The sequence below is a fragment of the Variovorax guangxiensis genome (assembly GCF_003952165.1).
Classification (GTDB): Bacteria; Pseudomonadota; Gammaproteobacteria; order Burkholderiales; family Burkholderiaceae_C; genus Variovorax; species Variovorax guangxiensis.
Genome location: NZ_RXFT01000023.1, coordinates 25431 through 51610 on the forward strand (window position 1 = coordinate 25431; position 26180 = coordinate 51610).

General features: G+C 68.2%; 20 protein-coding genes. All 20 read left to right on the top strand.

The genetic code is table 11. The annotated features are described in order from the left end of the window. Positions 1-58 precede the first annotated feature (58 nt). The 20 genes from EJP67_RS31905 (at position 59) to tagH (ending at position 26104) form a co-directional block, all read left to right on the top strand. Entirely contained in the window at positions 59-616 is a 558-nt protein-coding gene (locus EJP67_RS31905; protein ID WP_126025723.1) for a type VI secretion system tube protein Hcp, read from the top strand. A gap of 37 nt (positions 617-653) precedes the next feature. After that, entirely contained in the window at positions 654-1469 is an 816-nt protein-coding gene (locus EJP67_RS31910; RefSeq protein ID WP_126025724.1) for a type VI secretion system accessory protein TagJ, read from the top strand. Beyond that, on the top strand, positions 1462-1977 hold the full coding sequence (tssE, locus tag EJP67_RS31915; RefSeq protein ID WP_126025725.1) for a type VI secretion system baseplate subunit TssE: 516 nt from the start codon (positions 1462-1464) through the stop codon (positions 1975-1977). Before EJP67_RS31910 ends, tssE begins: the two co-directional genes overlap by 8 nt. 7 nt (positions 1978-1984) lie before the next feature. After that, positions 1985-3877 (top strand): type VI secretion system baseplate subunit TssF, encoded by a 1893-nt coding sequence (gene tssF, locus EJP67_RS31920; protein WP_126025726.1) that lies wholly within the window; start codon positions 1985-1987, stop codon positions 3875-3877. Then, the gene (gene tssG, locus EJP67_RS31925; RefSeq protein WP_240650848.1) at positions 3874-4992 is read left to right on the top strand and encodes a type VI secretion system baseplate subunit TssG; all 1119 of its coding nucleotides are present in this window, start codon (positions 3874-3876) and stop codon (positions 4990-4992) included. Before tssF ends, tssG begins: the two co-directional genes overlap by 4 nt. After that, the gene (gene tssH / locus EJP67_RS31930) at positions 4989-7703 is read left to right on the top strand and encodes a type VI secretion system ATPase TssH (protein WP_126025727.1); all 2715 of its coding nucleotides are present in this window, start codon (positions 4989-4991) and stop codon (positions 7701-7703) included. The genes tssG and tssH overlap by 4 nt, the downstream gene beginning before the upstream one ends. A 151-nt stretch (positions 7704-7854) precedes the next feature. After that, positions 7855-10890 (top strand): type VI secretion system Vgr family protein, encoded by a 3036-nt coding sequence (locus EJP67_RS34175; RefSeq protein ID WP_206169589.1) that lies wholly within the window; start codon positions 7855-7857, stop codon positions 10888-10890. Between the two features lie 18 nt (positions 10891-10908). Then, the gene (locus EJP67_RS31940; protein ID WP_126025728.1) at positions 10909-13500 is read left to right on the top strand and encodes a DUF2169 family type VI secretion system accessory protein; all 2592 of its coding nucleotides are present in this window, start codon (positions 10909-10911) and stop codon (positions 13498-13500) included. Beyond that, positions 13497-14555, top strand: a complete 1059-nt coding sequence (locus EJP67_RS31945) for a pentapeptide repeat-containing protein (protein ID WP_126025729.1) — start codon at positions 13497-13499, stop codon at positions 14553-14555. The genes EJP67_RS31940 and EJP67_RS31945 overlap by 4 nt, the downstream gene beginning before the upstream one ends. A gap of 28 nt (positions 14556-14583) precedes the next feature. Continuing rightward, positions 14584-15228, top strand: a complete 645-nt coding sequence (locus tag EJP67_RS31950; protein WP_126025730.1) for a DUF3540 domain-containing protein — start codon at positions 14584-14586, stop codon at positions 15226-15228. A 21-nt stretch (positions 15229-15249) separates the two neighbouring features. Next, complete coding sequence (locus EJP67_RS31955) at positions 15250-15645, top strand: DUF4150 domain-containing protein (protein ID WP_126025731.1); 396 nt, start codon at positions 15250-15252, stop codon at positions 15643-15645. A 69-nt stretch (positions 15646-15714) separates the two neighbouring features. After that, positions 15715-18093: a type VI secretion system Vgr family protein gene (locus tag EJP67_RS31960; RefSeq protein ID WP_126025732.1), complete on the top strand. Its 2379-nt coding sequence runs from the start codon at positions 15715-15717 to the stop codon at positions 18091-18093. A gap of 30 nt (positions 18094-18123) precedes the next feature. Then, positions 18124-18618: a DUF6484 domain-containing protein gene (locus EJP67_RS31965; protein ID WP_126025733.1), complete on the top strand. Its 495-nt coding sequence runs from the start codon at positions 18124-18126 to the stop codon at positions 18616-18618. A gap of 15 nt (positions 18619-18633) precedes the next feature. Beyond that, positions 18634-19761 carry a DUF2169 family type VI secretion system accessory protein gene (locus tag EJP67_RS31970; RefSeq protein ID WP_126025734.1) on the top strand — a complete coding sequence of 376 codons (1128 nt, stop codon included), beginning with the start codon at positions 18634-18636 and terminating at the stop codon, positions 19759-19761. Next, on the top strand, positions 19758-20810 hold the full coding sequence (locus EJP67_RS31975; RefSeq protein ID WP_126025735.1) for a hypothetical protein: 1053 nt from the start codon (positions 19758-19760) through the stop codon (positions 20808-20810). The genes EJP67_RS31970 and EJP67_RS31975 overlap by 4 nt, the downstream gene beginning before the upstream one ends. 10 nt (positions 20811-20820) lie before the next feature. Continuing rightward, positions 20821-21969 carry a PAAR-like domain-containing protein gene (locus EJP67_RS31980; RefSeq protein WP_126025736.1) on the top strand — a complete coding sequence of 383 codons (1149 nt, stop codon included), beginning with the start codon at positions 20821-20823 and terminating at the stop codon, positions 21967-21969. A gap of 13 nt (positions 21970-21982) precedes the next feature. After that, complete coding sequence (locus EJP67_RS31985) at positions 21983-22870, top strand: hypothetical protein (protein ID WP_240650849.1); 888 nt, start codon at positions 21983-21985, stop codon at positions 22868-22870. A 10-nt stretch (positions 22871-22880) separates the two neighbouring features. Further along, the gene (locus EJP67_RS31990) at positions 22881-24176 is read left to right on the top strand and encodes a TIGR02270 family protein (RefSeq protein WP_165909764.1); all 1296 of its coding nucleotides are present in this window, start codon (positions 22881-22883) and stop codon (positions 24174-24176) included. A gap of 6 nt (positions 24177-24182) precedes the next feature. Next, the gene (locus EJP67_RS33775; protein WP_165909765.1) at positions 24183-24350 is read left to right on the top strand and encodes a hypothetical protein; all 168 of its coding nucleotides are present in this window, start codon (positions 24183-24185) and stop codon (positions 24348-24350) included. Positions 24351-24439: 89 nt separating this feature from the next. Continuing rightward, complete coding sequence (gene tagH, locus EJP67_RS31995) at positions 24440-26104, top strand: type VI secretion system-associated FHA domain protein TagH (protein ID WP_126025738.1); 1665 nt, start codon at positions 24440-24442, stop codon at positions 26102-26104. Positions 26105-26180: the final 76 nt, after the last annotated feature.

The window sequence follows — 26180 nt, forward strand, 5'->3', positions numbered from 1 at the left end:
GTTCCAGTTCCTCTTTTTCTTTTTTTGTTCCTGTTCCATCGATTTCCGGAGGTGAGAAATGGCATTCCTAGACGACGGCTCCTGGAGCCCTGAAGACGCCCGCCAGTTCTACGAACTGATCGGCACCGGCTCGTCCGAGACCGACCTGGTCATGCTGATCGAGAACAAGGGCGCGCCGGTCGAAGGCGAGCTGGAGCGCAGCTTCGACGACGGCAAGGCGCGCCTGAACATCGGCGGCTACTACTGGTCGGTGCAGGTGCCCGAGTCTTCCAGCCAGAACCAGGTGGTGCCCAACAACCTGATCGTCGCGCGCCGCAGCGACGCCGCCACCGCCACCATCGCCAGCCTGCTGCGTGCGCAGGAGAAAGACCTGAAGGTGATGATCAGCGCCTTCAAGTCCGGCGGCGACGAGCGCTCGCCCGATGCGCAGTCGACCTTCGAGCTGGTGCTGGAGAACGCGCGCATCTGCCGGCTGGTGCTGAGCTCGGGCGGCCACTGGGGCGTGCCCTCGGAGCTGATCTCCATCAGCTACCGCACGGTGAAGGTGCGCTCGGCGCCGCAGAAGACCACCGGCCTGCGCGGCGCGGTGCGCGAATGCCAGTTCACCCGCGCATGAGCCGCGCACTCAGTCCAGCCACAAGGAGCCGCACACCATGACCACCGCCGCCGAATTCCTCAAGGCCGCCGACCCCGCTGCAGCCCTCAAGGCCCTGAGCGACGACGTGCGCGCCAAGCCTTCCGACAGCAAGCACCGCGTGTTCATGGCGCAGCTGCTGTGCGTGCTGGGGCAGTGGGAGCGCGCGCTCAACCAGCTCACCGTGGCCGCCGAGCTCGACGCGCTGGCCGTGCCCATGAAGCAGGTCTACGGCGAGGCCGTGCGCTGCGAGGGCCTGCGCGCCGAAGTGTTCGCCGGCACGCGCACGCCGATGATCTTCGGCCAGCCCGACGAATGGCTGGCGCTGCTCATCGAGTCGCTGCTGCGCCAGGGCCGCGGCGAGAGCGAGCTGGCGGAAGACCTGCGCCAGCGCGCCTTCGACGGCGCGCCCGCCATCGGCGGCACCGTCGACGGCAAGCCCTTCGAATGGCTCTCCGACGCCGACATGCGGCTGGGCCCTGTGCTCGAGGCCTTCGTCAACGGCAAGTACTACTGGATTCCGTACGCGCGCCTCGCGCACATCAAGATCGAGCCGCCCGAGGACCTGCGCGACTGCGTATGGATGCCCGCGCACCTGCAGTTCGAGAACGGCGGCGAGACGCTCGCGCTCATTCCCACGCGCTACGAAGGCACCGAGAAGCAGGAAGACGGCGAGCTGCGCCTCGCACGCAAGACCGAGTGGCGCGAGCTGCGCCCGGAGGTCTGGGCGGGCTTCGGCCAGCGCGTGCTCAGCAGCAGCGACGGCAATGAGTACGCGCTGATGGACGTGCGCGAGATCCTCTTCACGCCGGCCGAAGGTGCCGTCGATGGCTGAGCTCACCGCGCAGGAGCGGCTGCAGCCCTCGCTGCTCGACCGCCTCGTCGACAACGCGCCCGACGAGAAGCGCGAGAGCGACGACAAGCGCACGCTGACCAAGCAGGCGCTGCGCCAGGCCGTGCTGCGCGACCTGGGCTGGCTCTTCAACGCCACCGGCTACGGCCTCTCGATGGACGACAGGCAGTACCCCAACGCGGCGCGTTCGGTCATCAACTACGGATTGCCTATGCTGTCTGGCCAGTTCACCTCGTCGGTGCAGCGTGTCAGCATGGAACAGGCTTTGAAGAACGCAATCCTGCAGTTCGAGCCACGCATCCTGTCCCGAACACTCGAAGTCGAACTCATCATGGAGGGCCCGGCACTTGACTCGCACAACAGCATCGGCCTGCAGATCCGCGGCATGCTGTGGGCGCAGCCCGTGCCGCTGGAGTTCCTGATGCGAAGCCGCGTAGACCTGGAAGAAGGTCGCATCGAGATAGTGGACATGGCGCAAAACCCGAGATGAGTCCGCCATGGACCCCAGGCTGCTGAGTCTGTACGAACAGGAACTGCGCTACTTCCGCGAAAGCTCTTCAGAGTTCGCACGCGCATTTCCAAAGATTGCGCATCGGCTCGGCATCGAAGGCCAGGAGGTCGCCGATCCGTACGTGGAGCGGCTCATCGAGGCCACCGCATTCCTCTCGGCGCGCGTGGGCCTGAAGCTCGACGCCGAATACCCGCGCTTCACCGGGCACCTGCTCGATATCGTGTATCCGCACTTCCTCGCGCCGACGCCGGCGATGGTGGTGGTCTCGTTCGCGCCGGATCCCGACGACGCCAACCTCGCCACCGGCCCGAGCCTGCCGCGCGGCAGCGGCCTGCGCGCGCGGCAGGCGGTGGGGCAGAACACGCACTGCGAGTTCCGCACAGCCAGCGCATTGCGCATCTGGCCCATCGAGGTGCAGCGCGCGCAGTACTTCACCTACGCGCCCGACCTGCCGCTCAACACGCATCCGCAGTCGCGCGCGATCCGCGGCGGCCTGCGCATCGTGCTGCGCGCCACGGCCGGGCTGGACTTCAGCCAGATCGCGCTCGACGATCTCGTGCTGCACTTCGGCGGCGCGGAAGACGTGGCCTGGCAGCTGCACGAATGCGCGCTGGGCCAGCCCATCGGTGTGCTGGTGCGGCCGCTGGGGCCGGGCGGCGGCCTGCAGGGCACGCCGCGCAGCCTGCCGCCGAGCGCCATCGGCGCGGTCGGCTTCGAGGACGACGAGGCGCTGCTGCCCGTCACGGCCACCGGCTTCTCGGGCTTCAGGCTGCTGCAGGAGTACTTCGCCTTTCCCCAGCGCTTCCAGTTCGTGCGCATCGGCGGGCTGAAGGCGCTGCTGGCCCAGATGCCGGTGGGCGAGGTCGAGATCGTGCTGCTGTTCTCGCGCGGCGACGCGGCTCTCGAAAAGCTCGTGAGCGCCGACAACGTGCTGCTGCACTGCGTGCCCGCGGTGAACCTCTTCAGCAAGCGGCTCGACCGCGTGCCGCTGAACGAGGGCGTGAGCCAGTTCCACCTGGTGCCCGACCGCACGCGGCCGCAGGACTTCGAGGTGCACACCGTCACCGAGGTCATCGGCCACGGCACGCCGGGCGCCGATGCGGCGGCGGCCGAGCAGCCGTTCCGGCCCTTCTACTCGGCCTTCCACGGCAGCCGCCTGAGCCATCCGGCCTACTTCACGACCACGCGCGAGCCGCGCATGCTGTCGGTGCGCCAGCGCACGGAGGGCAACCGCAGCAGCCACATCGGCTCCGAGGTCTACATGCAGATCGTCGATCCGCAGCAGGCGCCGTACGCGGCCACGCTGCGGCAGCTGGCGGTGACCGCGCTGTGCACCAACCGCGACCTGCCCCTCTTGATGCCGCTGGGCCGCGAGAACGACTTCGACTGCGTCGATTCATTCCCCGTGCAGCGCGTGCGCATGGTGCGCGGTCCCTCGCGGCCGGTGTCGCCGGTGGTGAGCCAGGGGCTGGGCTGGCGCGTGGTCGACCATCTCGCGCTCAACTACCTGTCGCTGTCCGACAGCACGCCGGAGCAGGGCGCGGCCGCGCTGCGCGAGACGCTGATGCTCTACGCGGTGCATGCGGACGAGATGCGCCAGGGCCAGGTGCGCGGGCTGCTTTCGGTGAAGTGCAAGCCGGTGGCGCGCCGCCTGCCGCTGAAGGGGCCGATCGCCTTCGGCCGCGGGCTGGAGGTGACGCTGGAAGTCGACAAGGACGCCTTCCACGGCCACAGCAGCTTTCTCTTCGGTGCCGTGCTGGCGCGCTTTCTGTCGCGCCACGTGGAGGTGAACCATTTCGTCGAGACCGTGCTGCGCATCGCGGGCAAGGGCGAGACCATGCGCTGGAGGCCGCTGTGCGGGACGCGGCAGATCCTGTGACCGGCAACCTGGCCAGCGCTGCCCGCGCGCCCGGGCAGGGCGCGGGCACCGTGCAGGCCCGCGTCGATGCCGCGCTGCGCGGCTGGTCGGCCCAGCCCTGGGCCTTCGACTACTTCGCGGTGATGCGCCGGCTGGAGTCGGTCGCGAAGACCACGCCGCGCTGGGGCCGCGCGCTGCTGCCCGGTGCCGAGCCGGTGCGCGTGGGGCAGGAGCCTTCGCTCTCGTTCGCGCCCGCGAGCTTCAGCCGCTTCGAGCCCGCCACCGTGCATTCGCCGCCGCGCCTGCGCCAGCAGTTCTTCGGCTACATCGGCCCCAACGGGCCGCTGCCGGTGCACCTGAGCGACTTCATCCGCGAGCGCAGCCTGAACCATGGCGACCCGACCTGGCTGGCCTTTCTCGACAGCTTCTCGCACCGCTTCTCGCTGCACTTCTACCGCGCGTGGGCGCAGTCGCGTCCGGCCGTGGCGCTGGACCGGCCGGGCGAGGACCGCTTCCGCCTGCAGATCGGCGCGCTGGTGGGCATCGGCGCGCCGGGCCGCGTGGAGCGCGACGAGATCCATGACGACGCGCGGCTGCACTTCTCGGGCTGGCTCGCGCGACGCGTGCACAACGTGGAGAGCGTGGAGTCGGTGCTGTGCTGCTACTTCGGCGTGCCGGTGAAGCTGGAGCGCTGGGTCGGCCACTGGATGAGCCTGCCCGCCGGCGAACTTACGCGGCTGGGGCAGGGCGAGAGCTCGCGCTCCATGGGGATGGGCGCCATGCTCGGCACCCGTGCGTGGGACCGCCAGCACCGCGTGCGCCTGCATCTGGGCCCGCTCACGCTCGAGCAGTACCGCATGTTCCTGCCCATCGGCGATGCGCGCCCCGTGCTGCAGCGCTGGATGCAGCAGCTGCTCGGCGACGAGCTCGAGTGGGACGCAGAACTCGTGCTCGAGAAGGCGCAGGTGCCGCTCACGCGACTTGGCGACGCGAAGGGCAGCGCGCCCCGCCTCGGCTGGGTGTCGTGGCTCGGCCAGCGCCCGCGCTCGCGCGACGCGGCCGACGTGCGCATCGGCAGCCAGTCTTTCAACAAGCCCACCTTCATTCGTTCAGAAGAGATACGGAGTCCCTCATGAGTGAAATCAGCCGCACCGCCCTTTTCGGCAAGCTCAACTCGCTGGCCTACAAGGCCATCGAAGGCGCCACCGTGTTCTGCAAGATGCGGGGCAATCCGTACGTGGAGCTGGAGCACTGGTTCGCGCAGCTGCTGCAGGCGCAGGACTCCGACCTGCACCGCGTGATCCAGCACTACGGTCTCGACGTGTCGGTCATCGCCAAGGACATGACCGCCGCGCTCGACCGCCTGCCGCGCGGCGCCACCGCCATCAGCGACTTCTCGCCGCACATCGAGAACGCCATCGAGCGCGCATGGACCTACGCCACGCTGCAGTTCGGCGAGGCGCAGGTGCGTACCGGCTACCTGCTGGTGGGCATGCTGAAGACGCAGAGCCTGCGCAACCCGCTGTTCGGCCTGTCGAAGCAGTTCGAGAAAGTGAAGGTCGAGGACCTGGCCGACAACTTCGCGAAGATCTGCGATGCCTCGCCCGAGGCGCAGATGCGCGCGCAGGACGGCACCGGCTTGGGGCAAGGCGCGCCCGGCGAGGACTCCGGCGCGATGGCGCCGGCCGCCATGGGCAAGGGCGACGCTCTCAAGAAGTTCGCGGTCGACCTCACCGAGAAGGCGAAGAAGGGCGAGATGGACCCGGTGACGGGCCGCGACGAGGAGATCCGCCAGATCGTCGACATCCTCATGCGCCGCCGCCAGAACAACCCGCTGCTCACCGGCGAGGCCGGCGTCGGCAAGACGGCCGTGGTGGAAGGCTTCGCGCAGCGCCTGGCGCGCGGCGACGTGCCGCCGCAGCTGAAGGACGTGAAGCTGCTCACGCTGGACATCGGCCTGCTGCAGGCCGGCGCGAGCATGAAGGGCGAGTTCGAGCAGCGCCTGCGCCAGGTGATCGACGAGGTGCAGAGCTCGCCCACGCCCATCATCCTTTTCATCGACGAGATCCACACGCTGGTGGGGGCGGGCGGCGCGGCCGGCACCGGCGACGCGGCCAACCTGCTCAAGCCGGCGCTCGCGCGCGGCAACCTGCGCACCATCGGCGCCACCACCTGGGCCGAGTACAAGAAATACATCGAGAAGGACCCGGCACTCACCCGCCGCTTCCAGGTCGTCCAGGTGCCAGAGCCCGACGAGACCAAGGCCATCCTGATGTTGCGCGGCGTGGCCAGCGTGCTCGAGAAGCACCATCGCGTGCAGCTGCTCGACGAGGCCATCGAGGCGGCGGTGAAGCTGAGCCACCGCTACATTCCCGCGCGCCAGCTGCCCGACAAGGCCGTGAGCCTGCTGGACACCGCCTGCGCGCGCGTGGCCGTGTCGCAGCACGCGACGCCGCCCGAGGTGGAAGACTGCATGCGCCGCATCGAGGGGCTGACGGTGGAGCAGGAGATCATCGGGCGCGAAGAGGCCATCGGCATCGACGTGACCAAGCGCGCCGCGCAGGTGGCCGCGCTGCTGGCCGAGTCGAAGGTGCAGCTCGATGCGCTCAACGCCCGCTGGCAGGAAGAGAAAGGGCTGGTCGACCGGCTGCTGGAGCTGCGCAGCAAGCTGCGCGCGGGGAACAAGCCGGTGGACACGCCCGCTGCCGCCAATGCCGATGCGGCCGCACCTGCCGCCGCCGCTGAAGCCGCACCCGACCGCGCCGCGCTGCTGGCTGAACTGCACGAGCTGCAGGCGAAGATCCACGCGGTGCAGGGCGAGTCGCCGCTGATCCTGCCTTCGGTCGACGAGCAGGCCGTGGCCTCGGTGGTCGCCGACTGGACCGGCATTCCCGTCGGCCGCATGGTCAAGAACGAGGTGGAGGCGGTGCTCAAGCTCGCCGACACGCTCAACCAGCGCGTGATCGGACAGAAGCACGGCCTGGAGATGATCGCGCGGCGCATCCAGACCTCGCGCGCGCGGCTGGACAACCCGCAGAAGCCCATCGGCGTGTTCATGCTGTGCGGCACCTCCGGCGTGGGCAAGACCGAGACCGCGCTCGCGCTGGCCGAGGCGCTGTACGGCGGCGAGCAGAACATCATCACCATCAACATGAGCGAGTTCCAGGAGGCGCACACCGTCTCCACGCTCAAGGGCGCGCCTCCGGGCTACGTGGGCTACGGCGAGGGCGGCATCCTGACCGAGGCGGTGCGTCGCCGCCCGTACAGCGTGGTGCTGCTCGACGAGGTGGAGAAGGCCCACCCCGACGTGCACGAGATCTTCTTCCAGGTCTTCGACAAGGGCTGGATGGAAGACGGCGAGGGCCGGATGATCGACTTCAAGAACACCATCATCCTGCTGACCACCAATGCCGGCAGCGAGCTGGTGATGAGCATGTGCCGCGACCCCGAGCTGTTGCCCGACCCCAACGCGCTGGCCGATGCGCTGAAGGCGCCGCTGATGAAGGTGTTCCCGCCCGCGCTGCTGGGCCGCATCGTCACCATTCCCTACTACCCGCTGTCGCCCGAGATGATGAAGAAGATCGTGCGGCTGCAGCTGGGCCGCATCAAGAAGCGCGTGGAAACCAACCACGGCGTGCCTTTCGAGTACAGCGACGCGGTGGTCGACCAGGTGGTCGCGCGCTGCCAGGACCCGGAGTCGGGCGGGCGCGTGATCGACGCGATCCTCACCAACACCGTGCTGCCGACGATCTCGGTCGAGTACCTGCAGCGGCTGGCCTCGGGCGGCGAGATCCGCCGGGTCGCGCTCGACGTGAAGGACGCGGACTTCACCTACGCCTTCGACTGACATGACACACACCCCCAGTCTTCGCGCACTTCGTGTCGCTTCGCCAACCCCCTTGCAGGGGGCAACGCCTGCGGCCCGGCAAAGCCGGTTCCGCGGCGTTTCGCGAACTGGCCGCGACGACTGACGCCGCATTGACGCAAGAGACCAAGAAATGGCCGACAACGAGTTCCGCATCGAGAGCGATTCACCCGCCAAGGACGACCTGATGTTCTGGCGCATCGTGGGGCACGAGGCGCTGGCGCGCCCGTCGGCCTATGAGCTCACGGTGATCTCGACGAACAAGGCCATCGACGCCAAGGACATCCTCGGGCATGCCTTCGACGTGGTGATCGGGTTCAAGGACGCCGATGGCGCAACGCACGAGCGCCATTGCCAGGGCCATGCGGTGCGCTTCGTGCGCGCGGGCCACATGGGGCGGCACTACGAATACCGCATCACCCTGCGCTCGTGGTTCTGGCTGCTCACCAAGCGCGCCAACTCCCGCATCCTGCAGGAGAAAAAGGTGCTCGAAGTGCTCGACGCGGTGTTCGAGGACAGCCCCATCAAGCGCTTCAAGAAGACCAAGGCCGACAACGTGGTCGGCACGCACAACCCGCGCCGCTACTGCGTGCAGCACCAGGAAAGCGACTACAGCTTTCTATCGCGCCTGCTGGAGGACGAGGGCATCTACTACTGGTTCGACGCGCACGACGCGCCCGGCACCATGCATCTTTCGGACGCCAGCGACATGGCGCACGAGAAGCTGCCGGCGGCCGACACCCTGCGCCACATGGCCGTCAACGCCGCCGAACCGCGCTTCAACGAGATCTCGCGCTGGGTGAGCGGACGCCAGTTCGACACCGGCAAGCACGCCTCGCGCGACAGCGACTTCAAGGCCATCAAGAAGAAACTGGGCGCCGACATCGATGCGTCGGACGACCACGAGCTCGCGAGCCTGGAGCTCTTCGAGTTCCCGGGCGGCTACTTCAGCGGCGACGACGCCGAGACCCGCGCCAAGCTGCGCGGCGACGAACTCAACGCGCGCCGCGACCGCCACTGGGCCGTGACGCCGTGGCCCGACGTCACGGCCGGGCGCGGCTTCAAGTACGAAGGCGACCCCGACGGCACGCGCAACGGCGACTACGTGATCGCGGCCTGCACCTTCGTCGCCAGCCATCGCGGCTACGAGGGCGTCAGCGGCAACACCCCGGCGCAGCCCGTGCATGCCGCGCTGACCGACGTGCTGCGCGACGACGCGGTGAACGCCGACACGCTGCCGGTGCTCGAAGAGATCATCGCGGCCACGCCCGCGCTCTCGGCCGCGCAGACCGGCAGCAGCATCTTCCTGCTCACCGTGATGCCGGTCGAGCGCCTGTTCCGCACGCCCCGCCTCACGCCACGCGTGACCATGCCGGGCCCGCAGACCGCCATCGTCGTCGGCCCCAAGGGCGACGAGCTGCACGTGGACGACCACGGCCGCGTGAAGGTGCACTTCCACTGGGACCGCTACGACGAGAGCAACGAGAAGTCGACCTGCTGGATCCGCGTGTCGCAGCCCTGGGGCGGCAAGGGCTGGGGCGGCTACTTCATTCCGCGCATCGGCCAGGAGGTGATCGTCGACTTCCTCAACGGCGACCCCGACCGGCCCATCATCATGGGGCGCGTCTACAACGACGAGCAGCCCATTCCCTACAAGTCGCCGACGCAGAGCGGCTTCAAGACCCGCTCCACGCCCGGCGGCGGCTCTTCGAACTACAACGAGATCATGTTCGAGGACAAGAAGGGCGAGGAAAAGATCAACATCCACGCCGAACTCGACATGAGCCGCAGCGTGGAGCGCGACGACTCCACCACCATCGACCGCGACCAGAGCGTCACCGTCAAGCGCGACCAGACCAACCACGTCGACCGCGACCGCAAGAGCACGGTGACGCGCAACGACACCAACATGGTGGTGGTGGACCAGAAGAACACGGTCAAGGGGAAGCAGAACAACCAGGTGGTGGGCAACCGCGATACCTTCGTCGACAGCAACGATTCGCTCAAGGTGAAGGGCACCAGCACCCACGAAGTCGTCGGCGCGCGCAGCGACATCTCCCGTGCCGGCGAAACCCGCAGCGTGACCGGCAACCAGACCATCACCGTCAGCGGAAACCTGACCTACAAGGCCGCGAAGATGAGCTTCGAGGCCGCGCACATCGACTGGATGGTGACCGGTGCGAGCTCGAAGTACATCACGGTGCCCACCGGGCCGCTGCACCTGATGGCCAACAAGATCAAGCTGATGAGCAACACCGGCATCGAGATGATGGCGGTGGGCAACATCGACGCGACCTCCATCGGCAGCAACACCACGGTGCTTGGGCCGAACTCGAGCGGGTACATCGGCACCAACAGCGAAGCGAACCTGGGCATCGCGCGCGCCACGTTCATGGGACTGAGCATCGACAACGCTCTTGCGCTGAGCATGTCGAACTTCGTGGGCATCAAGATCGACAACACCGCGGGGATCGCGATCGATACCGTGGCAGCCGTGGCGATCGAGCAGAGGACCAGCAACGTGCGGCAATCAACTCTGCAGTGCTTCACCCCCGGTGCGGGCGGCAGTGCGGGTGCAGGTGCCGCGGCCGCCGCTGCGTTGGGGGCGGTCGCCGGCGCGGGCAGTGCGATCAAGGACGTGCTCGCCACGCTGGACCAGTACGCGGCGGCCGAGGAGCAGCTGACGACCGCGTCCAAGGAAGCGGCGGCGGCCGGCCTGCCCGGTCTCGCCGGGCGCCTGTCCAACCTGGCGACCATCACTCGCATGCGGCACAACCAGGGGATCATGGGCGCGGTGCCTGTGCTCGGAACGGGACTCGAGGTGTTCCTGGAAGTTTTCGTCGGCAGCGACTCGACCGGGACCGGTGCGCTGGCCGGCGATCAGTCGAAAAACGCAGACGGCACGAACGCCGCGCCGCCGCCGCCGCCCGGCGAGATCGAGCCGACGCAGGCATGGCAGCCGCCGCCGCCCGGTAGCGGGCCGGCGGGTGGCTCTTCGGGTACGGGGAGCACCGGTGGCGGGAGTGGTGGCAGCAGTGGAGGCACAGGTGGCGACAGCGGCGCGGGCGGCAGCAGCGGGGGCGGTGCTGGAGGCGGCGACGGCGCCGGAGGAAGTTCCGGCGGGTCATCGGGTGGCGGCGGTGGGGCGGGCGGCGCAGGCGGCTCCTGACAACGACGCGAGTCCGGCATGCAAGTCCTCAAACCCCAGGCGCTCGGCCTGTCGACCAGGCCCATCGAGTTCCGCAAGCGCTTCGGACTCAGCATCAGCGCGTACCTGTACCTGCCGTTCGAGCAGGGCGAGCGCGGCTGCCTGTGGGCCGAGCAGTCGATGTGGAGTTTCCTCTCGCAGGAGATGGCGCAGCCCCTGATTGACGAGGGCGTCGCCAAGCTCACCCCCGAATTCCTCGTGCACGGCAAGGCGTTTCCGCCGAAGGACCGGCCTTCGGCCTGTGCCGTGCGGGCGCGCTTCGGCGACCGCGAGAAGACCCTGCTCGTATTCGGCGACCGCTACTGGGACGGCAATCGGCCCAGCGCGCCGCAACCCTTTGAATCGATGCCGCTCGGCTGGACCGCCGCATACGGCGGCGCCGATTTCGCGGGCAACCCCGAAGGCCGCGGGCGAGACTCGAAGGACGGTGTGACCTGGCTGCCCAACATCGAACTACCTGGTGACCGGCTGCTGCGCCCCGACCAGGCCATCGTGCCCGCCGGCTTCGGCGCGCTCGACCTGATGCATCCGCAGCGCGCGCAATACCGCGGCACCTATGACGCCGACTACCTCAAGCAGCACGCGCCGGGCTTCGCGCCCGATACCGACTGGCGCTACTTCAATCTCGCCCAGCCAGACCAGTGGATGGGTGGCGCGCTCGCCGGCGACGAAGCCTTCTCGTTCGAGAACATGCATCCCGCCAAGCCGCTGATCGAAGGCCGCCTGCCCGGCATGAGGGTGCGCGTGTTCGCGGGCTATCGCATGCCGGACGCCGAGCCGAAGATCCGGGAGGTTCCGCTGCGCTTGACCACCGTGTGGTTCTTTCCGCATGCGGAGCGCTGTATCGCGGTCTTCCAGGGGCTGGCCGAGGTGGGGACGGACGATGGTGCCGACGTACTGAGCCTCATGGGCGCCGTCGAGCGCCTGGGCCAGGCCGGCACCGACCAGTACTACCTCGATGCCGCCGCCAGGCGCGCCGATCCGAAGACAGGTTCGATCTATGCGCTGTTCGACAACGATCTGCTGCCCGAAGGCGTGAGCACGGCCGACCCGAGCGTCGAAGCCGCGAAGGCGTCGTTCGCGACCGACAACCTGCAGGCCGAGGGCCAGTACCGCCGGGCGAAGGCGGACGTCGCGATCGCGCGTGGCAAGGCCGAGCAGGCGGGTCTCGACCCCGACGCGCTCGGCATCCGCATGCCTGCGCGAGAAAAGGTGCCCACGGGCGATGCCTTGCCGCCTTATCTTGAAAAGCAGATGAAGCTCGCGGAGGCCCAGCAGTGGGCCGCCGTCGAGGATGCGGTAAGCGTCCTCGAGAAGGCGATGGCGCTGCCGCCGGGCAAGATGGACATCGCAAAACTCCAGCATCGCGGCCCCCCGGTGTACCGGGCCGAGAAGCACCTGGCAGAGATGCGTGCGCTGGTGGCCTCGGGCACCCGTCCGATCGATCTCGCGCCGGTGCTGCCCAAGCTCTACGAACTCGAGAAGACGCATCGGCAGGGCTACCTGGAAACGGCGCACATGCAGCCGCGGGTCGATCCCATGCCGGCCGCGGAAGCCGCGGCACTGCGAGCCGAAATGGCGCGGGCGGTGCCGGCCGGCATCCGGATGTTCGCGGGCATCGACTTCACCGGGGCGGATCTCTCGGGGCTGGACCTGCGGGAGGCGAATTTCGAAGGCGCCTGGCTCGAGGCCGTGGACTTCCGCAACGCGAATCTCTCCGGGGCCAATTTCACCGAAGCGGTGCTGGCGCATGCCAGGCTCGACGCGGCGATCGCTATCGGCACCAGGTTCTCCAAGGCCAACCTCGGCAAGGCGACGCTGGCCGGCGCAGTGTTCGACGATGCCGATTTCTCGGGCGCGGTGCTCATGGGGTGTGCCTTCGCGAACACGCAGATGCGCCGCGCCGTGTTCACCGGTGCCAATCTGCTCGATGCCACCTGGGGCGCCGCCGACTGGCAGGGTGCCAGGCTTGCGGGACAGACTTTCCACAAGCGCGATCTGCGGGGTATGCGGCTGCCGCAGGCGGATCTTTCGGCCACGACCTTCATGGAATGCAACCTGGCGGGCGTCGACCTGCATGGGGCCACGCTCGAGAGCGCGACCTTCGTCACCAGCAATCTCGATGCCGCCGACCTCAGGGTCGCGCGCTGCGCAGGAGCCGTGGCGGTGCAGAACTCGCGCATGAAGGACGCGGACCTCAGTGGTGCCGATCTGCGTGGGTTCAACTTCGGCGCTGGCGATCTGCGCGGCGTGAAGATGGTGCGCGCCGTGCTCGATGGCGCCAATCTCTGCGAGGCGCGCATCGATGGTGCCGACCTGAGGCTGTCCAGCGCCAAGGGAGCGCTGATGCGGCTGACCAACTGCACTGGTGCGCTGCTGTCGGGCGTGAACTTCAGCGACGCGGTGTTGCAGAAGTCGGACCTGCGTGGCGCCGACCTGCGGCGCAGCAATCTCTTCGGCGCCGATCTCAGCCGCGTGAGGCTCGATGGCGACACCCTGTTCGACGGGGCGCTGCTGAAGCGCGCTCGCACCTGGCCCCGTCTCACCCCGGAACAGCAGGCCGCGCAATGACCGTCACCCCAAAGCTGCTGACGCTGGCCGTGCGCATGGGCGAAACCCTGAGCGGCACGGACCTTGCCAAGGGGCGTTTCGCCGGAGTGGCGCTCGGTGGCGGCGTGTTCTCCCAGGTGCGCATGGCCGAGGCCGATTTCCGCAAGGCCGACCTGCGCGAGACCGTGTTCGACCAGTGCGACATGCGCGGCCTGATCGCCTCGAGCGCGAACTTGCGCAAGGCGGTGTTCAATCGCTGCCAGCTCGATCATGCAGACCTGCGCGAGGCCAACCTGCACGGCGCCGTCTTCACCGAGTGCGACCTGATGCACGCTCAGCTGGCGAATGCCGCGATGTCCATGGCATCGGTCAACAAGTGCCGTCTCGACCATGCGAACCTGCGCGGCGCACAGCTCGACGCCGCCGTCATCACCCAGTCGGTGCTGCTCGACGTCTGCGCCGACGACACCAGCTGGCAATACACCACCGTCAACGAATGCGACCTCTCGCACCTGACGTGGGCCGGCGCGCGCATGCTGCGCAACGTGTTCTTCAAGACCTCGCTCAGGAGCATGTCGTTCGCCGGGCTGGAACTGAACGGCTGCCAGTTCTCGTCCGCCGACCTGAGCGGCGCCGACTTCAGCGGCGTCACGCTGCAGCAGTGCAACTTCCAGGGCGCGACGCTCGATGGCGCGAAGTTCGTGAAGGCCGTCGCGCCGTCGGCAATCTTCTGCGCGGCCAGCGGCAAGGCTGCAGACTTCTCTGGCGCAAGGCTGCGTCAGGCGCTTTTCACTGGCGCCGTCCTGCCGCAGGCCAGCTTCGCAGGCTGCGACCTGTACCAGACCCATTTCGCGGGCGCGAAAGTACAAGGCGCCAACTTCACCGGCGCCGAGCTGACCTACGCCGACTTCCGCCACGCTGACCTCACCACGGCCGACCTGCGCCGCGCCACCATGGTGCGCACCGTGCTGCATGCCGCCGTCACCGAAAACGCCCAGATGAGCGACCGTGCGCGCGCGCTCGAGACCGACCCCGAGCTGGCGGAAGCCGAGCGCTGGCAGCCGCTGGTCGCCTGACATGACGAATACGGAGGGAACCATCACCATGAACAACGAAACGACAACGCTCGCGAAAGCGCGCACCACCAGGAAGAGCCAGGCCGCTAAGCCCATCCCGGGCGAGTGGTGCGTGGGCATTCTCGGCATCGATGCAAGGGGCCGGCAGGTCGTTGCCAGCGGTGACCTCAAGCTGCGCGCACGCCGCGCCGCGAGCTGCCTGCTGGAGCCGGCGGCCGGCGACAGCGTGGCCTGCCTGCGCATCGCACCCGATGAAGTCTGGATCATGGCCGTGCTGCAGCGCGAGGAAGGCACGGCCAACGTCGTGAGCTGCGAGGGCGGCACCGGCATGCGCATCGCTGCCGAGGGTGGACGCATCGAACTGGCTGCCGAAGAACTCGACGTCGCCACCCAGCGCACGCGCCTTGCCACCGACACCGCCGACGTCGTCGGCCGCCAGCTCAGCGTGGTCGGCACCAGCCTCAAGCTCGTGGGCTCGGTGCTCTCCTCGGTGATGGACCGGGTGCAGCACTTCAGCAGGCACTACCTGCGCACCACCGATGGCATCGACCGCGTGGCGGCCACGCACGTCGAGTGCGAGGCGAAGCAGCTGATGCGGATCGAAGGCGAACACACGCTGGTCAACGGCCGCGAGCTGGTGAAGGCGCGCGGCGCGCAGATCCATTTCGGCTGAGGCGACGGGGGAGACGAAAAAATGTTCGCCAACTGCCAGCTGATGGGCACGGACATGGGCTTTCCCGATGTCTGCATCACGCCCGCCGCGCCGTCGCCCATTCCGGTGCCGTACCCGAACATCGCCATGGGCCCCATGGCGATTCCGAACTGCCCCACGATCCTCATCATGGGCGGCCCGGCCCACAACCTCGGCACCACCATTCCGATGACCAACGGCGACAACTCCGGCGTGCTGCTGGGCGTGGCCTCGGGAACGGTGATGGGGCCGAGTCGGCACCTCACGGGGGCCTTCACCGTCCTGATGATGGGCATGCCTGCGTCGCGGCTGACCAGCGTGTCGCTGCAGAACAGCACCAATTGCCCGGGCGTGCGCACCGTGCCGAGCCAGCCGCTGGTGTTGCTGCTGGCGCCGTAGAGCGCATCGCAGATGCCTAGGTGGCGCGGAAAGAGCGCCGCTCGTACAGAACAAGGGGAGTAGCCATTCATGGCAGACCAGGAGTTCCGCATCGAGAGCGACTCGCCCGTGAAGGACGAGCTCATGTTCTGGCGCATCGTGGGGCACGAGGCACTGGCGCGCCCGTCGACATACGAACTCACGGTGCTGTCGGAGAACAAGGCCATCGATGCGAAGGACATCCTGGGGCGCGCCTTCGACGTCGTCATCGGCTTCGAGGACGCAGATGGGGGCAGCCATGAACGCCATTGCCAGGGCCACGCGGTGCGCTTCGTGCGCGCGGGCCATGCGGGGCGCTACTTCGAATACCGCTTCACCCTGCGCTCGTGGTTCTGGCTGCTCACCAAGCGCAGCAATTCGCGCATCCATCAGGAAAAGCCCGTGCTCGACGTGCTCGATGCGGTGTTCGAGGACAGCCCGATCAAGCGCTTCAAGAAGACCCGCACCGACAACGTGGTCGGCACCCACAAGCCGCGCCGCTACTGCGTGCAGCACCAGGAAAGCGACTATCAGTTCCTATCGCGCCTGTTGGAAGACGAAGGTATCTATTACTGGTTCGACGCGCACGATGCGCCCGGCACCATGCATCTGTCGGACGCGAGCGACATGGCGCACGACAAGCTGCCGGCCGCGGACACCCTGCGCTACGTGTCGAGCGACGCCGCCGAAGCGCGCTTCAACGAGATCTCGCGCTGGGTCAGCGAGCGGCAGTTCGACACCGGCAAGTACGCATCGACCGACAGCGACTTCAAGGCGATCAAGAAGAAGCTGGAGGCCGCCGGCGGCACGCCCGACAAGCACGAGCTGGCCGAGTTCGAGGCCTTCGAGTTCGCGGGTGGGTACTTCAACGGTGGCGATGCCGACGACAAGGGCAAGCTGCGCGGCGAGGAGATCGGCGCGCGCCGCCAGCGCCACTGGGCGCTCACGCCCTGGCCCGACGTGGCGGCAGGCCGCAGCTTCAAGTTCGAGAACGACCCTGACGGCACGCGCGACAGCGACTACGTGATCGCCGCCTGCACCTTCGTCGCGAGCCACCCGGGCTACGAAGGCGCGGACATCGAGGAGCCACCGGCCCCGCCGACACGGCTTCTGAGAGAAGCTCTCGCGGACGACGCCGTGCTGGCCGACACCTTGCCGGCCTTCGAGGCGGTCGCCGCCCGGATGCCGTCGCTCGATGCGAGCCGCCCGGGCGCAAGCGCTTTCCTGTTGACGGTGTTTCCGGTCGACATGCCTTTCCACCCGCCGCGCCTCACGCCGCGCGTGGTCATGCCGGGCCCGCAATCGGCCATCGTAGTAGGCCCCTCCGGCGAGGAGATCCATGCCGACGACTTCGGCCGCGTGAAGGTGCACTTCCACTGGGACCGCTACGACAAGAGCAACGAGAAGTCGACCTGCTGGGTGCGCGTGTCGCAGCCCTGGGCGGGCAAGGGATGGGGCGGCTACTTCTGCCCGCGCATCGGCCAGGAGGTGATCGTCGACTTCCTCAACGGCGACCCCGACCGGCCGCTGATCGTGGGCCGCGTCTACAACGACGACCAGCCCATTCCCTTCGGAACTCACACCCAGAGCGGTTTTCGCACGCGCTCCACGCCCAAGGGCAGCGCGGCCAACTGCAACGAATTCCGCTTCGAGGACAAGAAGGGATCGGAGCAGGTGTACCTGCACGCCGAGAAGAACCAGGACATCGAGGTCGAGAACGACGAGACGCACTGGGTGGGCCACGACCGCGCCAAGACCATCGACCACGACGAGACCACGCACGTGAAGCACGACCGCACCGAGACGGTCGACAACAACGAGACCATCACCGTGCACGGCCAGCGCACCGAGACGGTGGACAAGAACGAGACCATCACCATCCACCAGAACCGCACCGAGACGGTGGACCTGAACGAGACGATCTCCATCGGCCAGAACCGCACCATCACGGTGGGCGCGAGCGAGAGCGCCACGGTGGCGCTGCAGCGCACGCACACGGTGGGCATCAACGAGACCATCACCGTGGGGGCAGCGCAGGAGATCACGGTAGGGGCGATGCAGGCGGTGACGGTGGGGGCGAGCCAGACGATCAGCGTGGGGGCGAATCAGTCGAGCAGCATCGGGGCCAATCGGTCGGTGGATGTGGGCGCGAACCTGTCGACCAACGTGGGCGCGGACGAATCGCGAAGCGTGAGTTCGGGACGGACTACCAGCGTGGGCAAGGACGACTCGCTGTCCGTCGGAAAGAACCTGGTGATCGACGCGGGCGATTCCATCTCCATCACCACGGGCAGCGCAAGCATCACGATGAAGAAGGACGGAACCATCGTGATCAAGGGGAAGGACATCACGATCGATGCCTCCGGGAAGATCAACCAGAAGGCCGGCGGGAACATTCTCATGAAGGGTTCGAAGATCCTTCAGAACTGAGCGCGGGCGAAGAAATTCAAGGAGAGAACCATGAGCGGCAGGGACTCGATCGAGCAAGAACTCAGGACGGAAATGGAGGAGCCGGCGGCCATCGCGCTCTGGAATTCCGTGACGACCGCGGAGCTGGTCGCCATCGCGGACGAGGGACAGACGCTGCTCGTCGTGCTCGGGGGGCGTCCCGGCACGACCGCGGTGCGTGCGCGCAGCGTGGTGGACCTGCACGGCGCCCATATCGGCCGGCAGGTGGTGCTGATGTTCGAGAACGCCGATCCGGCGCGCCCGATCGTGATCGGCGTGCTGCGTGGCGCGCACGGATGGCCGCTGCCGGATGCGCCGGCGCAAGTGGAAGTCGATGCGGATGGCGAGCGCATGCTGGTGAGCGCCAGGGACGAGCTGGTGCTGCGCTGCGGCAAGGCCAGCATCACGCTCACGCGGGCCGGCAAGGTGCTGATCCAGGGTAGCTATGTGTCGAGCCGCTCGACGGGCGTGAACCGCGTCAAGGGTGGCTCGGTGCAGCTGAACTGAGCGGGAAGAGGGTACGTGGAACTCCTCAATGCCACCCGCATGGTCGCGGGGTTCAACCTGGGCGTCGAGCCGAGCGGACGGGAACTGCTCGTGGTGGTCGCCAAGGGAACCTTCCGCATTCCGCCGCCCGACGCGCCGGACGGCATCGTGCTGCACGAGGCGCAGCTGCCGCTGGTAATGGCAGATACCTTCACCGGCGCACCGGGGCTCTCGGCGCCGGTCTACGAAGTGGACTTCGCGCCGCGCAAGCGGCGCTGCGACATTCTCTTGCTGGGTAGCGCGTACGCGCCGGGCGGCCGGCCCGCGTCGCGCGTCGAGGTGGGATTGCGGGTCGGCAGCTGGAGCAAGACCTTCGCGGTGGTCGGGCCGCGCCAGTGGGAATGCGCAATGGCCGGCGTCGGCTCGACACCGCCTGGCGTGTTCGTGCGGCAGCCGATCTCGTACGACGTGGCCTTCGGCGGCGTCGACCTCCTGCATGAGGACCCTGCCCAGCACGCCGCCTTCATGGCCAACCCGGTCGGGCGCGGTTTCCACAGGCACATGCGGGTGGAATGGGTCGAGGGCTGGCCGCTGCCGGCCACGGAAGAAATCGATCACGCCGTGCGCGCGCCCGACGGTAACTACCGGCCCATGGCCCTCGGACCCGTGGGGCGCGGGTGGGATCCGCGCCATCGCTTTGCCGGCACCTACGACGACGCGTGGCGCCAGAAGCACTTTCCCTTCCTGCCGCCCGATTTCGACGAGCAGTATTTCCAGGCGGCACCGCTCGACCAGCAGGTGCCGCTCGACCACTTCCGCAACGGCCCCGTCGAGGTGCTGATGGCCAACCTGACGCCCGGTGGACTGACGCGCTTCACCATTCCCCACCTGGTGGCGCCGGTGCACGTATTCACTCGCGATGGCGAGCGCGAGGACCACACGGCCACGCTCGACACGGTGGTCATCGAACCCGACGAGGGGCGCTTCAGCCTCACCTGGCGCATGACGCGGCCATTGAAAAAGGACGTCTTCGAGGTCGCGCAGGTCATGGTCGGCAAGAAAGGGCGCGAATGGTGGCAGCAGCGCGATGCCACGCCTTTCCCCATTCCCGTGATCATGGTGCCGATGGTGCCGGACGACGAAGAGATGGACGAGGTCGCATGAGCATGCCGACCTCAGCCATCTGCATCCGGCGCACGGGTCTGGTCACCAGCGTGGGGCTGAACGCGGCGGCATCCTGCGCGGCGATCCGCGCCAAGGTCACCAACCCGAGCGAGACGCGCTTCATCGATTCTGAGGGCGAGCGGATCATGGCGCACGCCGTGCCGCTGGAGAAGCCATGGCGCGGACGAGCCAAGCTGGTCCGCATGGCCGCGCTGGCGGTGCAGGAATGCCTGGCCGGCGTGGCGCGCGAGCGATGGGACGAGATCCCCCTGCTGCTGTGCGTGGCCGAACACGAAAGGCCGGGGCGCCTGCAGGGGCTCGACGATCTGCTCTTCGAAGAGCTGCAGGATCTGCTCGGGGCCCGCTTCTCGGCGGATTCGCTCGTGGTCGCGCATGGCCGCGTGAGCGTGGTGGTGGCGCTCGCGCAGGCGCAGCGATTGATCGGCGGCGGCGTGCCGCTGGTGCTCGTGGCCGCCGTCGACAGTCTGCTCGAGTGGCCGACGCTCGGCGCATACGAACGCGGCAATCGCGTGCTGACGGCGGGGAACTCGAACGGCTTCATTCCCGGCGAGGGTGCGGGGGCGCTGCTCGTGGGCGTCCCCGGCGGCCCGGGCGGCCCGGGCGGCGAGGGAGGGCTGGTGTGCGCGGGCATCGGCTTCGGCATCGAGAAAGCGCACATCGACACCGAGGAGCCGTTGCGCGGCGACGGCCTGAGCGCAGCCATCGAGGCGGGGCTGGCGCAGGCCGGCTGCGGCATGCACGACATCGACTACCGCGTCACCGACCTGTCGGGCGAGCAGTACTACTTCAAGGAGGCGACGCTCGCGCTTGCGCGTACGCTGCGCCAGCGCAAGGAGAGCTTCGACATCTGGCATCCGGCCGAATGCATCGGCGAGGCGGGGGCCGTGGCCGGAGTCGCCGCGCTGGCCGTGGCGGATGCGGCGGGCCGCCGCGGGTATGCGCCGGGGCCGGCCGTGCTGGTGCACATGGCGAACGATGCGGGGCAGCGGGCCTGCGCCGTGATGCGCTTCGAAGAGGCCGCGGCCTGAGGAGCGCGCGATGAGCAACAAGGTCTTCGCCAACGCCCTGGAGATCTCGTGCAAGGCCGCGAGCGGAAAGACCATGTGCGCCTTTCCGGACGTCTGCTTCACTCCGCCGCAGACGCCGGCCACGCCGCCGGGCGTGCCGCTTCCGTATCCGAACACGGGCTTCTCGTCGGATACGACCGACGGCTCGACCAGCGTCGAGATCTCGGGCCAGCAGGTGATGCTCAAGAACAAGAGCTACTTCAAGCGAAGCAGCGGCGACGAAGCCGGCTGCGCGCCCAAGAAGGGTCTGGTCACGAGCACCAACATGGGAAAGATCTATTTCTCGCGCTGGTCGATGGACGTGCTGGTGGAGGGCGAGAACGTGGTGCGCCACCTCGACATCACCACGCACAACCACAGCTCGTATCCGGGCAACGAGTCGATTCCGTGGCCGCATCTGGAATCGATGGCGCCCGGCGCGGCCAAGGCGGCGTGCGACAAGGAAGTCAAGCGCGAGAAGGCCGCCTGCAAGGATTTCAAGAAGCAGGGCACGAAGAACGTGTGCGCCGCCGCCGGTATGAACATCGGCATCAAGAAGCAGCGGGGGCGCGGGGCGGACTGGAACAAGATGTCGCTCGACGCCATCAAGGGCAAGGAGGCGGCCGACAAGTGCCTGCGCGCGCGCAAGTGCAGGCTCGTGCCCTACAACGCGCAGAAGGACGGCGTGAAGGGCTGCTGCCCGAGCCAGACGCCCGATCACGTGATACCCAAGAGCTCCTTCTACACGGCGGCGGTCTCCAAGGGCAAGAAGCTGCCCGGCTGGAAGAACTACAAGATGAGCGCCGCGCCCTGCATGTGTGCGGAGGGGCCGAGCAACACCGAGGGCAGCCACGGGCTGCGCCATGCGGCCCACAAGTTCATGGGCAAGAAGGTGGGCGCGGGAACGACGCAGTCCTTCGCCAAGGAGATGAACCTCTGCGTGAAGAGCGCGCAGAAGGTGTTCAAGTCGTCCAACTGCAGCAACAAGTGCCTGAAGGCGCAGCTCACCGAGGGGCACAAGGACATGTGCTCGAAGGACCTGAAGGACGCCGAGGTGAAGCATTCGCCTTCGGGGTCCGACGTCGCGAGCGAGGCGGCTCTGGATCCGCTCAAGGCGCTGGGCAACAAGAGATCCCGCTGAAAGGAGAGCGTACATGGCACAACGGCTGGGACTGTCGAAGGACAACCTGATATCGCGAGGCGCAGCGCGCTTCAAGGACCTCGTCTATCTTGCGCTTCAGGACAAGAAGCTCCAGAAGAAAGGCATCGCCCACACTCGATTGGGCAGCGTGGACGAAGGTGAGATCGCCAATGTCAAGGATCTGGCATGGCGTGCGGCCGGCATCTGCGTTGTGCGCAAACCCGCCGAGAAGCTCGTCGCCGTCTCCGGCGACGGCCAGGTATTCACCTACGTGGGTGGACAGGAGGGCAGCGAGAAGATCCGCGACGCCTTCGACCTGCGCGCCTGTGCCGCCATAGACGGATACGCCTATGCCTGCGGCATGAACCGCGAGGTGTTCAGGCGCGCAGGAGAAGGAAAGTGGACCGCCATGCACGCGCCGGCTGCGCAGGGCGACGACGAGGTCGCCGGCTTCGAAGCCATCGACGGCTTCGGCGCGGACGACATCTATGCCGTGGGCTGGGAAGGCGAGTTGTGGCATTGGCAAGCCGGCGCCTGGACCCAGGGGCCGAGTCCGGTCAACGTGGTGCTCAGCGGCGTGTGCTGCGCCGGCGAGGGGAATGTCTACGCCTGCGGCCAGGCAGGCACGCTGCTGCGAGGCCGCGGGCAGGACTGGGAGGTGCTCGAGACCGAGGGGCTCATGGACGACTTCTGGGACCTGCGCTGGTTCATGGGCCGTCTGTACGTGGCGAGCATGAGCGCACTGTACGAGCTGCAGGGCGATGCGCTCGTGCCGGTCGACTTCGGCCGCGACGCTCCCGACAGCTGCTACAAGCTCACCGATGCGGAGGGTGTGCTGTGGTCGGTCGGGCAGCAGAACATCTGCTCGTTCGATGGCGCCGCCTGGCGCCGCTGGGAGTGAGGGCGAGGCCATGAGCATCGTCGCGGCGAACAACACGGAAGGCATGGCCCTGAACAGGCCCGTGCCGGCCGTCGTCGCGCAGCATGCGGAGGAAAGCGCGGTGCTCTTCCATGTGCGGGCGCGGATGGTCGATGCGCCTCATGTCAGGCTGCATCATCTGCGCCGCCTGGACGACCGGCTGGCGGCACATCTGGACGGTCTTGCCGTGGCGGGTGCGTACGGCGCACATCTGTGCGCGACGGCGCTGGCCATGCCCGGCCCGGGCGAACTCTTCGCAACCACCGCGCTGGCGCTCGACACGCACGACGGCCCTTGCCTCGACAAGGTGCTGGCGCTCGCGCATGCCTTGCCGGAGTGCCGCCCCGGCGTGCTGGCCGCCTTCGAATGGGTTTCAGCGCCTTCGTTGCGCGGCATCACCGGCGGGCTGCTGGCTTCTCCATCGGCATTCCATCGCATGGTGGGCATCCTGGCCTGCGGTGCGCATCGCGTCGATCCGGGCGCGCCGCTGGTGGCGGCGCTGGGCGATCCGGACAGCTTGTTGCGCGAGCACGCGCTTCGCATCGCAGGGGAGTGCGGCAGGCTGGACCTGCAGGGCGCTTGCGTGCGCGCCTTGGCCGATGAGGACGCCGCTTGCCGTTTTCAGGCTGCGCGTTCGGCGGTGCTGCTCGGCGACCGGCATGCAGCGATACGGGTACTGCACGAGGAGACGGGCGCAGGCAGGCCGCACCGGGCGCAAGCCATCGGGCTGCTGCTCAAGCTCGCCTCGCCCGAGCAGGCGGTGCCGATCCTGAAGTCTCTGTTCGAGTCGCAGGCGGATGCGCGAGAACTGATCCGCGGCCTTGGCACGAACGGCGATCCGCGCTGGGTGCCTTGGCTGATCGACAGGATGGACGATGCTTCCCTGTCGCGCCTGGCCGGCGAAGCCTTCACGCTGATCACCGGCCTCGATCTCGCGGCGCACGATCTGGAGCGCAAGCCACCCGATGGCGCCGAGACCGGTCCGATGGACGATCCGGCGGACGACGACGTTGCGATGGACGAAGACGACGGCCTGCCCTGGCCCGACGCGGGCAAGGTCGCCGACGCGTGGGCCGTTCGCGCGCCGGGCTTTCCGGAGGGCGTTCGCCACTTCATGGGAGCGCCACCGTCGTGGGACCACGCCGTCCAGGTGCGCGCCCGGGGTTGCCAGCGGCAACGCGGGGCGGCCTCGGAATACCTGTGCCTGCTTCGGCCCGGCACGGCGCTGTTTCCGACCGGAGCTCCTGCGTGGCGCCAGCAGCGCTGGCTTGCCGGACCCGAGGCCTGAGCGTTCATGCGTACCCCGTACATCCTCGCGCTCCTGGCCTTCGTGTTCGCTGTCGCGGCAGCCCTGCGCTGGACGCGCAACGCCGGGCACTCCGATCCCGCCACCCGCACCTGGCTCCTCGTCGCCCTGGTCTTCACCGCCGTAGCAGCCTGGCTGCAATGGCATACCTCTTAAGGCGAGATTGCCAACATGTCCCACGGAATGAATACTCCTTGCGAGTTTGTTCGGGTGCATTCAGGCACAGAGCCTTCGGGGGCCGATTCATGATCCATATCGCTGTCATCACCCGGCAAGGCGCTCCGGCGGGGCAGTCCATCTCTGCGGACTTCGGTCCCAATGGCGGCACCATCGGCCGGGCCGATACCAACACGCTGGTGCTCGACGATCCCGACCGCACGGTCTCGCGCGTGCATGCGCAGGTGCTGTGCCGCGACGGGCAGTACTTCGTCATCGACCGGGGCAGCAACCCGATGCAGTGCAACGGCGTGTCGCTGGGCTCGGGCAAGGAGGCGGCGCTGACCGATGGCGCGCGGCTGGTGGTCGGGAGCTTCGAGCTCACGGTGCGCGCGACGGCCGCCGCCGCGCCGCCGCCTTCGCTGGCCATTCCCAACACGGTGATCGGGGCGCCCGCGGGCGCGCCTGCCGCTGCCGCGTCGTCGAGCGACGATCCCTTCGCCGACCTGCTCGCGGGCCTCGCTCCTGCGCCGGCACCGGCTGTGCCCGCAGTGGCGGCTCCCGCGGCCGCGCTGCCCGATTCGCTGCTCTTTCCCGACCCGATGGAAAGCGGCTCGCGCAACGTGCAGGCCGCGCAGGTCGATCCTTTCGCGAATCTGCTCGGGCCCACGCCGTCGTCGACGCCGGCGGCCGGCCTCGGGGCGCTCGATGATTTCTCCGACCTCGGTGCGCCGCCCGCGCATGGCAAGGCGGCGAACATCGACGAGCTTTTCGGCGGTGTGGGCGGTGGCGGCGGCATCGGCGGCGATCCGCTCGCGCTGTCGCCGCTGGCCGATCCGCTGCTGCAGCCGAACACCGCATCGAACGCCGATCCGCTGGCGGCCCTGCAGCAGGCGGCGCCGGCCACGCCCGTGCCGCGGCCGGACCATCTGCCGATCGACCAGTTCGGCTTCACTCCGCCCAAGGCCGTCGAGCCGCCAAAGCCGCCCGCACCGGTGCCCGTGCCTGCACCGCCGCCGGCACAGTTCGACGACATGACCGGCCAGCCGATCCGCATCAGCGGGCCGGAAGGCTCGGGCAGGCCGCTGGAACCGCTGAGGCCTCCGGCGCCGGCGCCGGTTCCACGCCCCGCCGCACCCGCACCGGAGCGCATGGCCAGCGACGACGAATTGCTCGCCGCCTTCCTGCGCGGCCTCGCGAGCACGCACCAGCCGCCCGAGATGCTCACGCCGGGCCTGATGGAGCGCATCGGCTCGATGCTGCGCAGCGCCACCGAGGGCACGCTGCAGCTGCTGCTCACGCGCCAGGAGTTCAAGCGCGAGGTGCGCGCCGAGGTCACGATGATCGCGGCGCAGGCCAACAACCCGCTGAAGTTCTCGCCCACGGTCGAGGTGGCGCTGGCGCACCTGCTGGGCCCCGGCGTGCGCGGCTTCATGCCGCCCGAGGCCGCGATGCGCGATGCCTTCAACGACCTGCGCGCCCACCAGTTCGGCGTGATGGTGGGCATGCGCGCCGCGCTGGCCCATGTCATCGCGCGCTTCGAGCCTGCGGAGCTGGAGAAGAAGATCAGTGCGAAGACGGCGCTCGACGCGCTCTTCAGCGCCAACCGCAAGGCCAAGCTGTGGGACCAGTTCGTGTCGCTCTACGGCGGCATCGCGAGCGAGGCGGAGGACGACTTCCACAGCCTCTTCGGCAAGGCCTTCCTCGAGGCCTACGAGGAGCAGATGGCGCGCCTGAAGTCCGACGGTCAGTAGGTACAAGAGCCGGAACAGGAAGAACGACGACCCCGGTCGAAGCCACCACAACAACACCAGCCATCGCGAGGCACCC

Coding starts and splice junctions, on each gene's coding strand:
- EJP67_RS31905 (WP_126025723.1), top strand. CDS start 59: ATGGCATTCCTAGACGACGGCTCCTGGAGCCCTGAAGACGCCCGCCAG.
- EJP67_RS31910 (WP_126025724.1), top strand. CDS start 654: ATGACCACCGCCGCCGAATTCCTCAAGGCCGCCGACCCCGCTGCAGCC.
- tssE (WP_126025725.1), top strand. CDS start 1,462: ATGGCTGAGCTCACCGCGCAGGAGCGGCTGCAGCCCTCGCTGCTCGAC.
- tssF (WP_126025726.1), top strand. CDS start 1,985: ATGGACCCCAGGCTGCTGAGTCTGTACGAACAGGAACTGCGCTACTTC.
- tssH (WP_126025727.1), top strand. CDS start 4,989: ATGAGTGAAATCAGCCGCACCGCCCTTTTCGGCAAGCTCAACTCGCTG.
- EJP67_RS34175 (WP_206169589.1), top strand. CDS start 7,855: ATGGCCGACAACGAGTTCCGCATCGAGAGCGATTCACCCGCCAAGGAC.
- EJP67_RS31940 (WP_126025728.1), top strand. CDS start 10,909: ATGCAAGTCCTCAAACCCCAGGCGCTCGGCCTGTCGACCAGGCCCATC.
- EJP67_RS31945 (WP_126025729.1), top strand. CDS start 13,497: ATGACCGTCACCCCAAAGCTGCTGACGCTGGCCGTGCGCATGGGCGAA.
- EJP67_RS31950 (WP_126025730.1), top strand. CDS start 14,584: ATGAACAACGAAACGACAACGCTCGCGAAAGCGCGCACCACCAGGAAG.
- EJP67_RS31955 (WP_126025731.1), top strand. CDS start 15,250: ATGTTCGCCAACTGCCAGCTGATGGGCACGGACATGGGCTTTCCCGAT.
- EJP67_RS31960 (WP_126025732.1), top strand. CDS start 15,715: ATGGCAGACCAGGAGTTCCGCATCGAGAGCGACTCGCCCGTGAAGGAC.
- EJP67_RS31965 (WP_126025733.1), top strand. CDS start 18,124: ATGAGCGGCAGGGACTCGATCGAGCAAGAACTCAGGACGGAAATGGAG.
- EJP67_RS31975 (WP_126025735.1), top strand. CDS start 19,758: ATGAGCATGCCGACCTCAGCCATCTGCATCCGGCGCACGGGTCTGGTC.
- EJP67_RS31980 (WP_126025736.1), top strand. CDS start 20,821: ATGAGCAACAAGGTCTTCGCCAACGCCCTGGAGATCTCGTGCAAGGCC.
- EJP67_RS31985 (WP_240650849.1), top strand. CDS start 21,983: ATGGCACAACGGCTGGGACTGTCGAAGGACAACCTGATATCGCGAGGC.
- EJP67_RS31990 (WP_165909764.1), top strand. CDS start 22,881: ATGAGCATCGTCGCGGCGAACAACACGGAAGGCATGGCCCTGAACAGG.
- EJP67_RS33775 (WP_165909765.1), top strand. CDS start 24,183: ATGCGTACCCCGTACATCCTCGCGCTCCTGGCCTTCGTGTTCGCTGTC.
- tagH (WP_126025738.1), top strand. CDS start 24,440: ATGATCCATATCGCTGTCATCACCCGGCAAGGCGCTCCGGCGGGGCAG.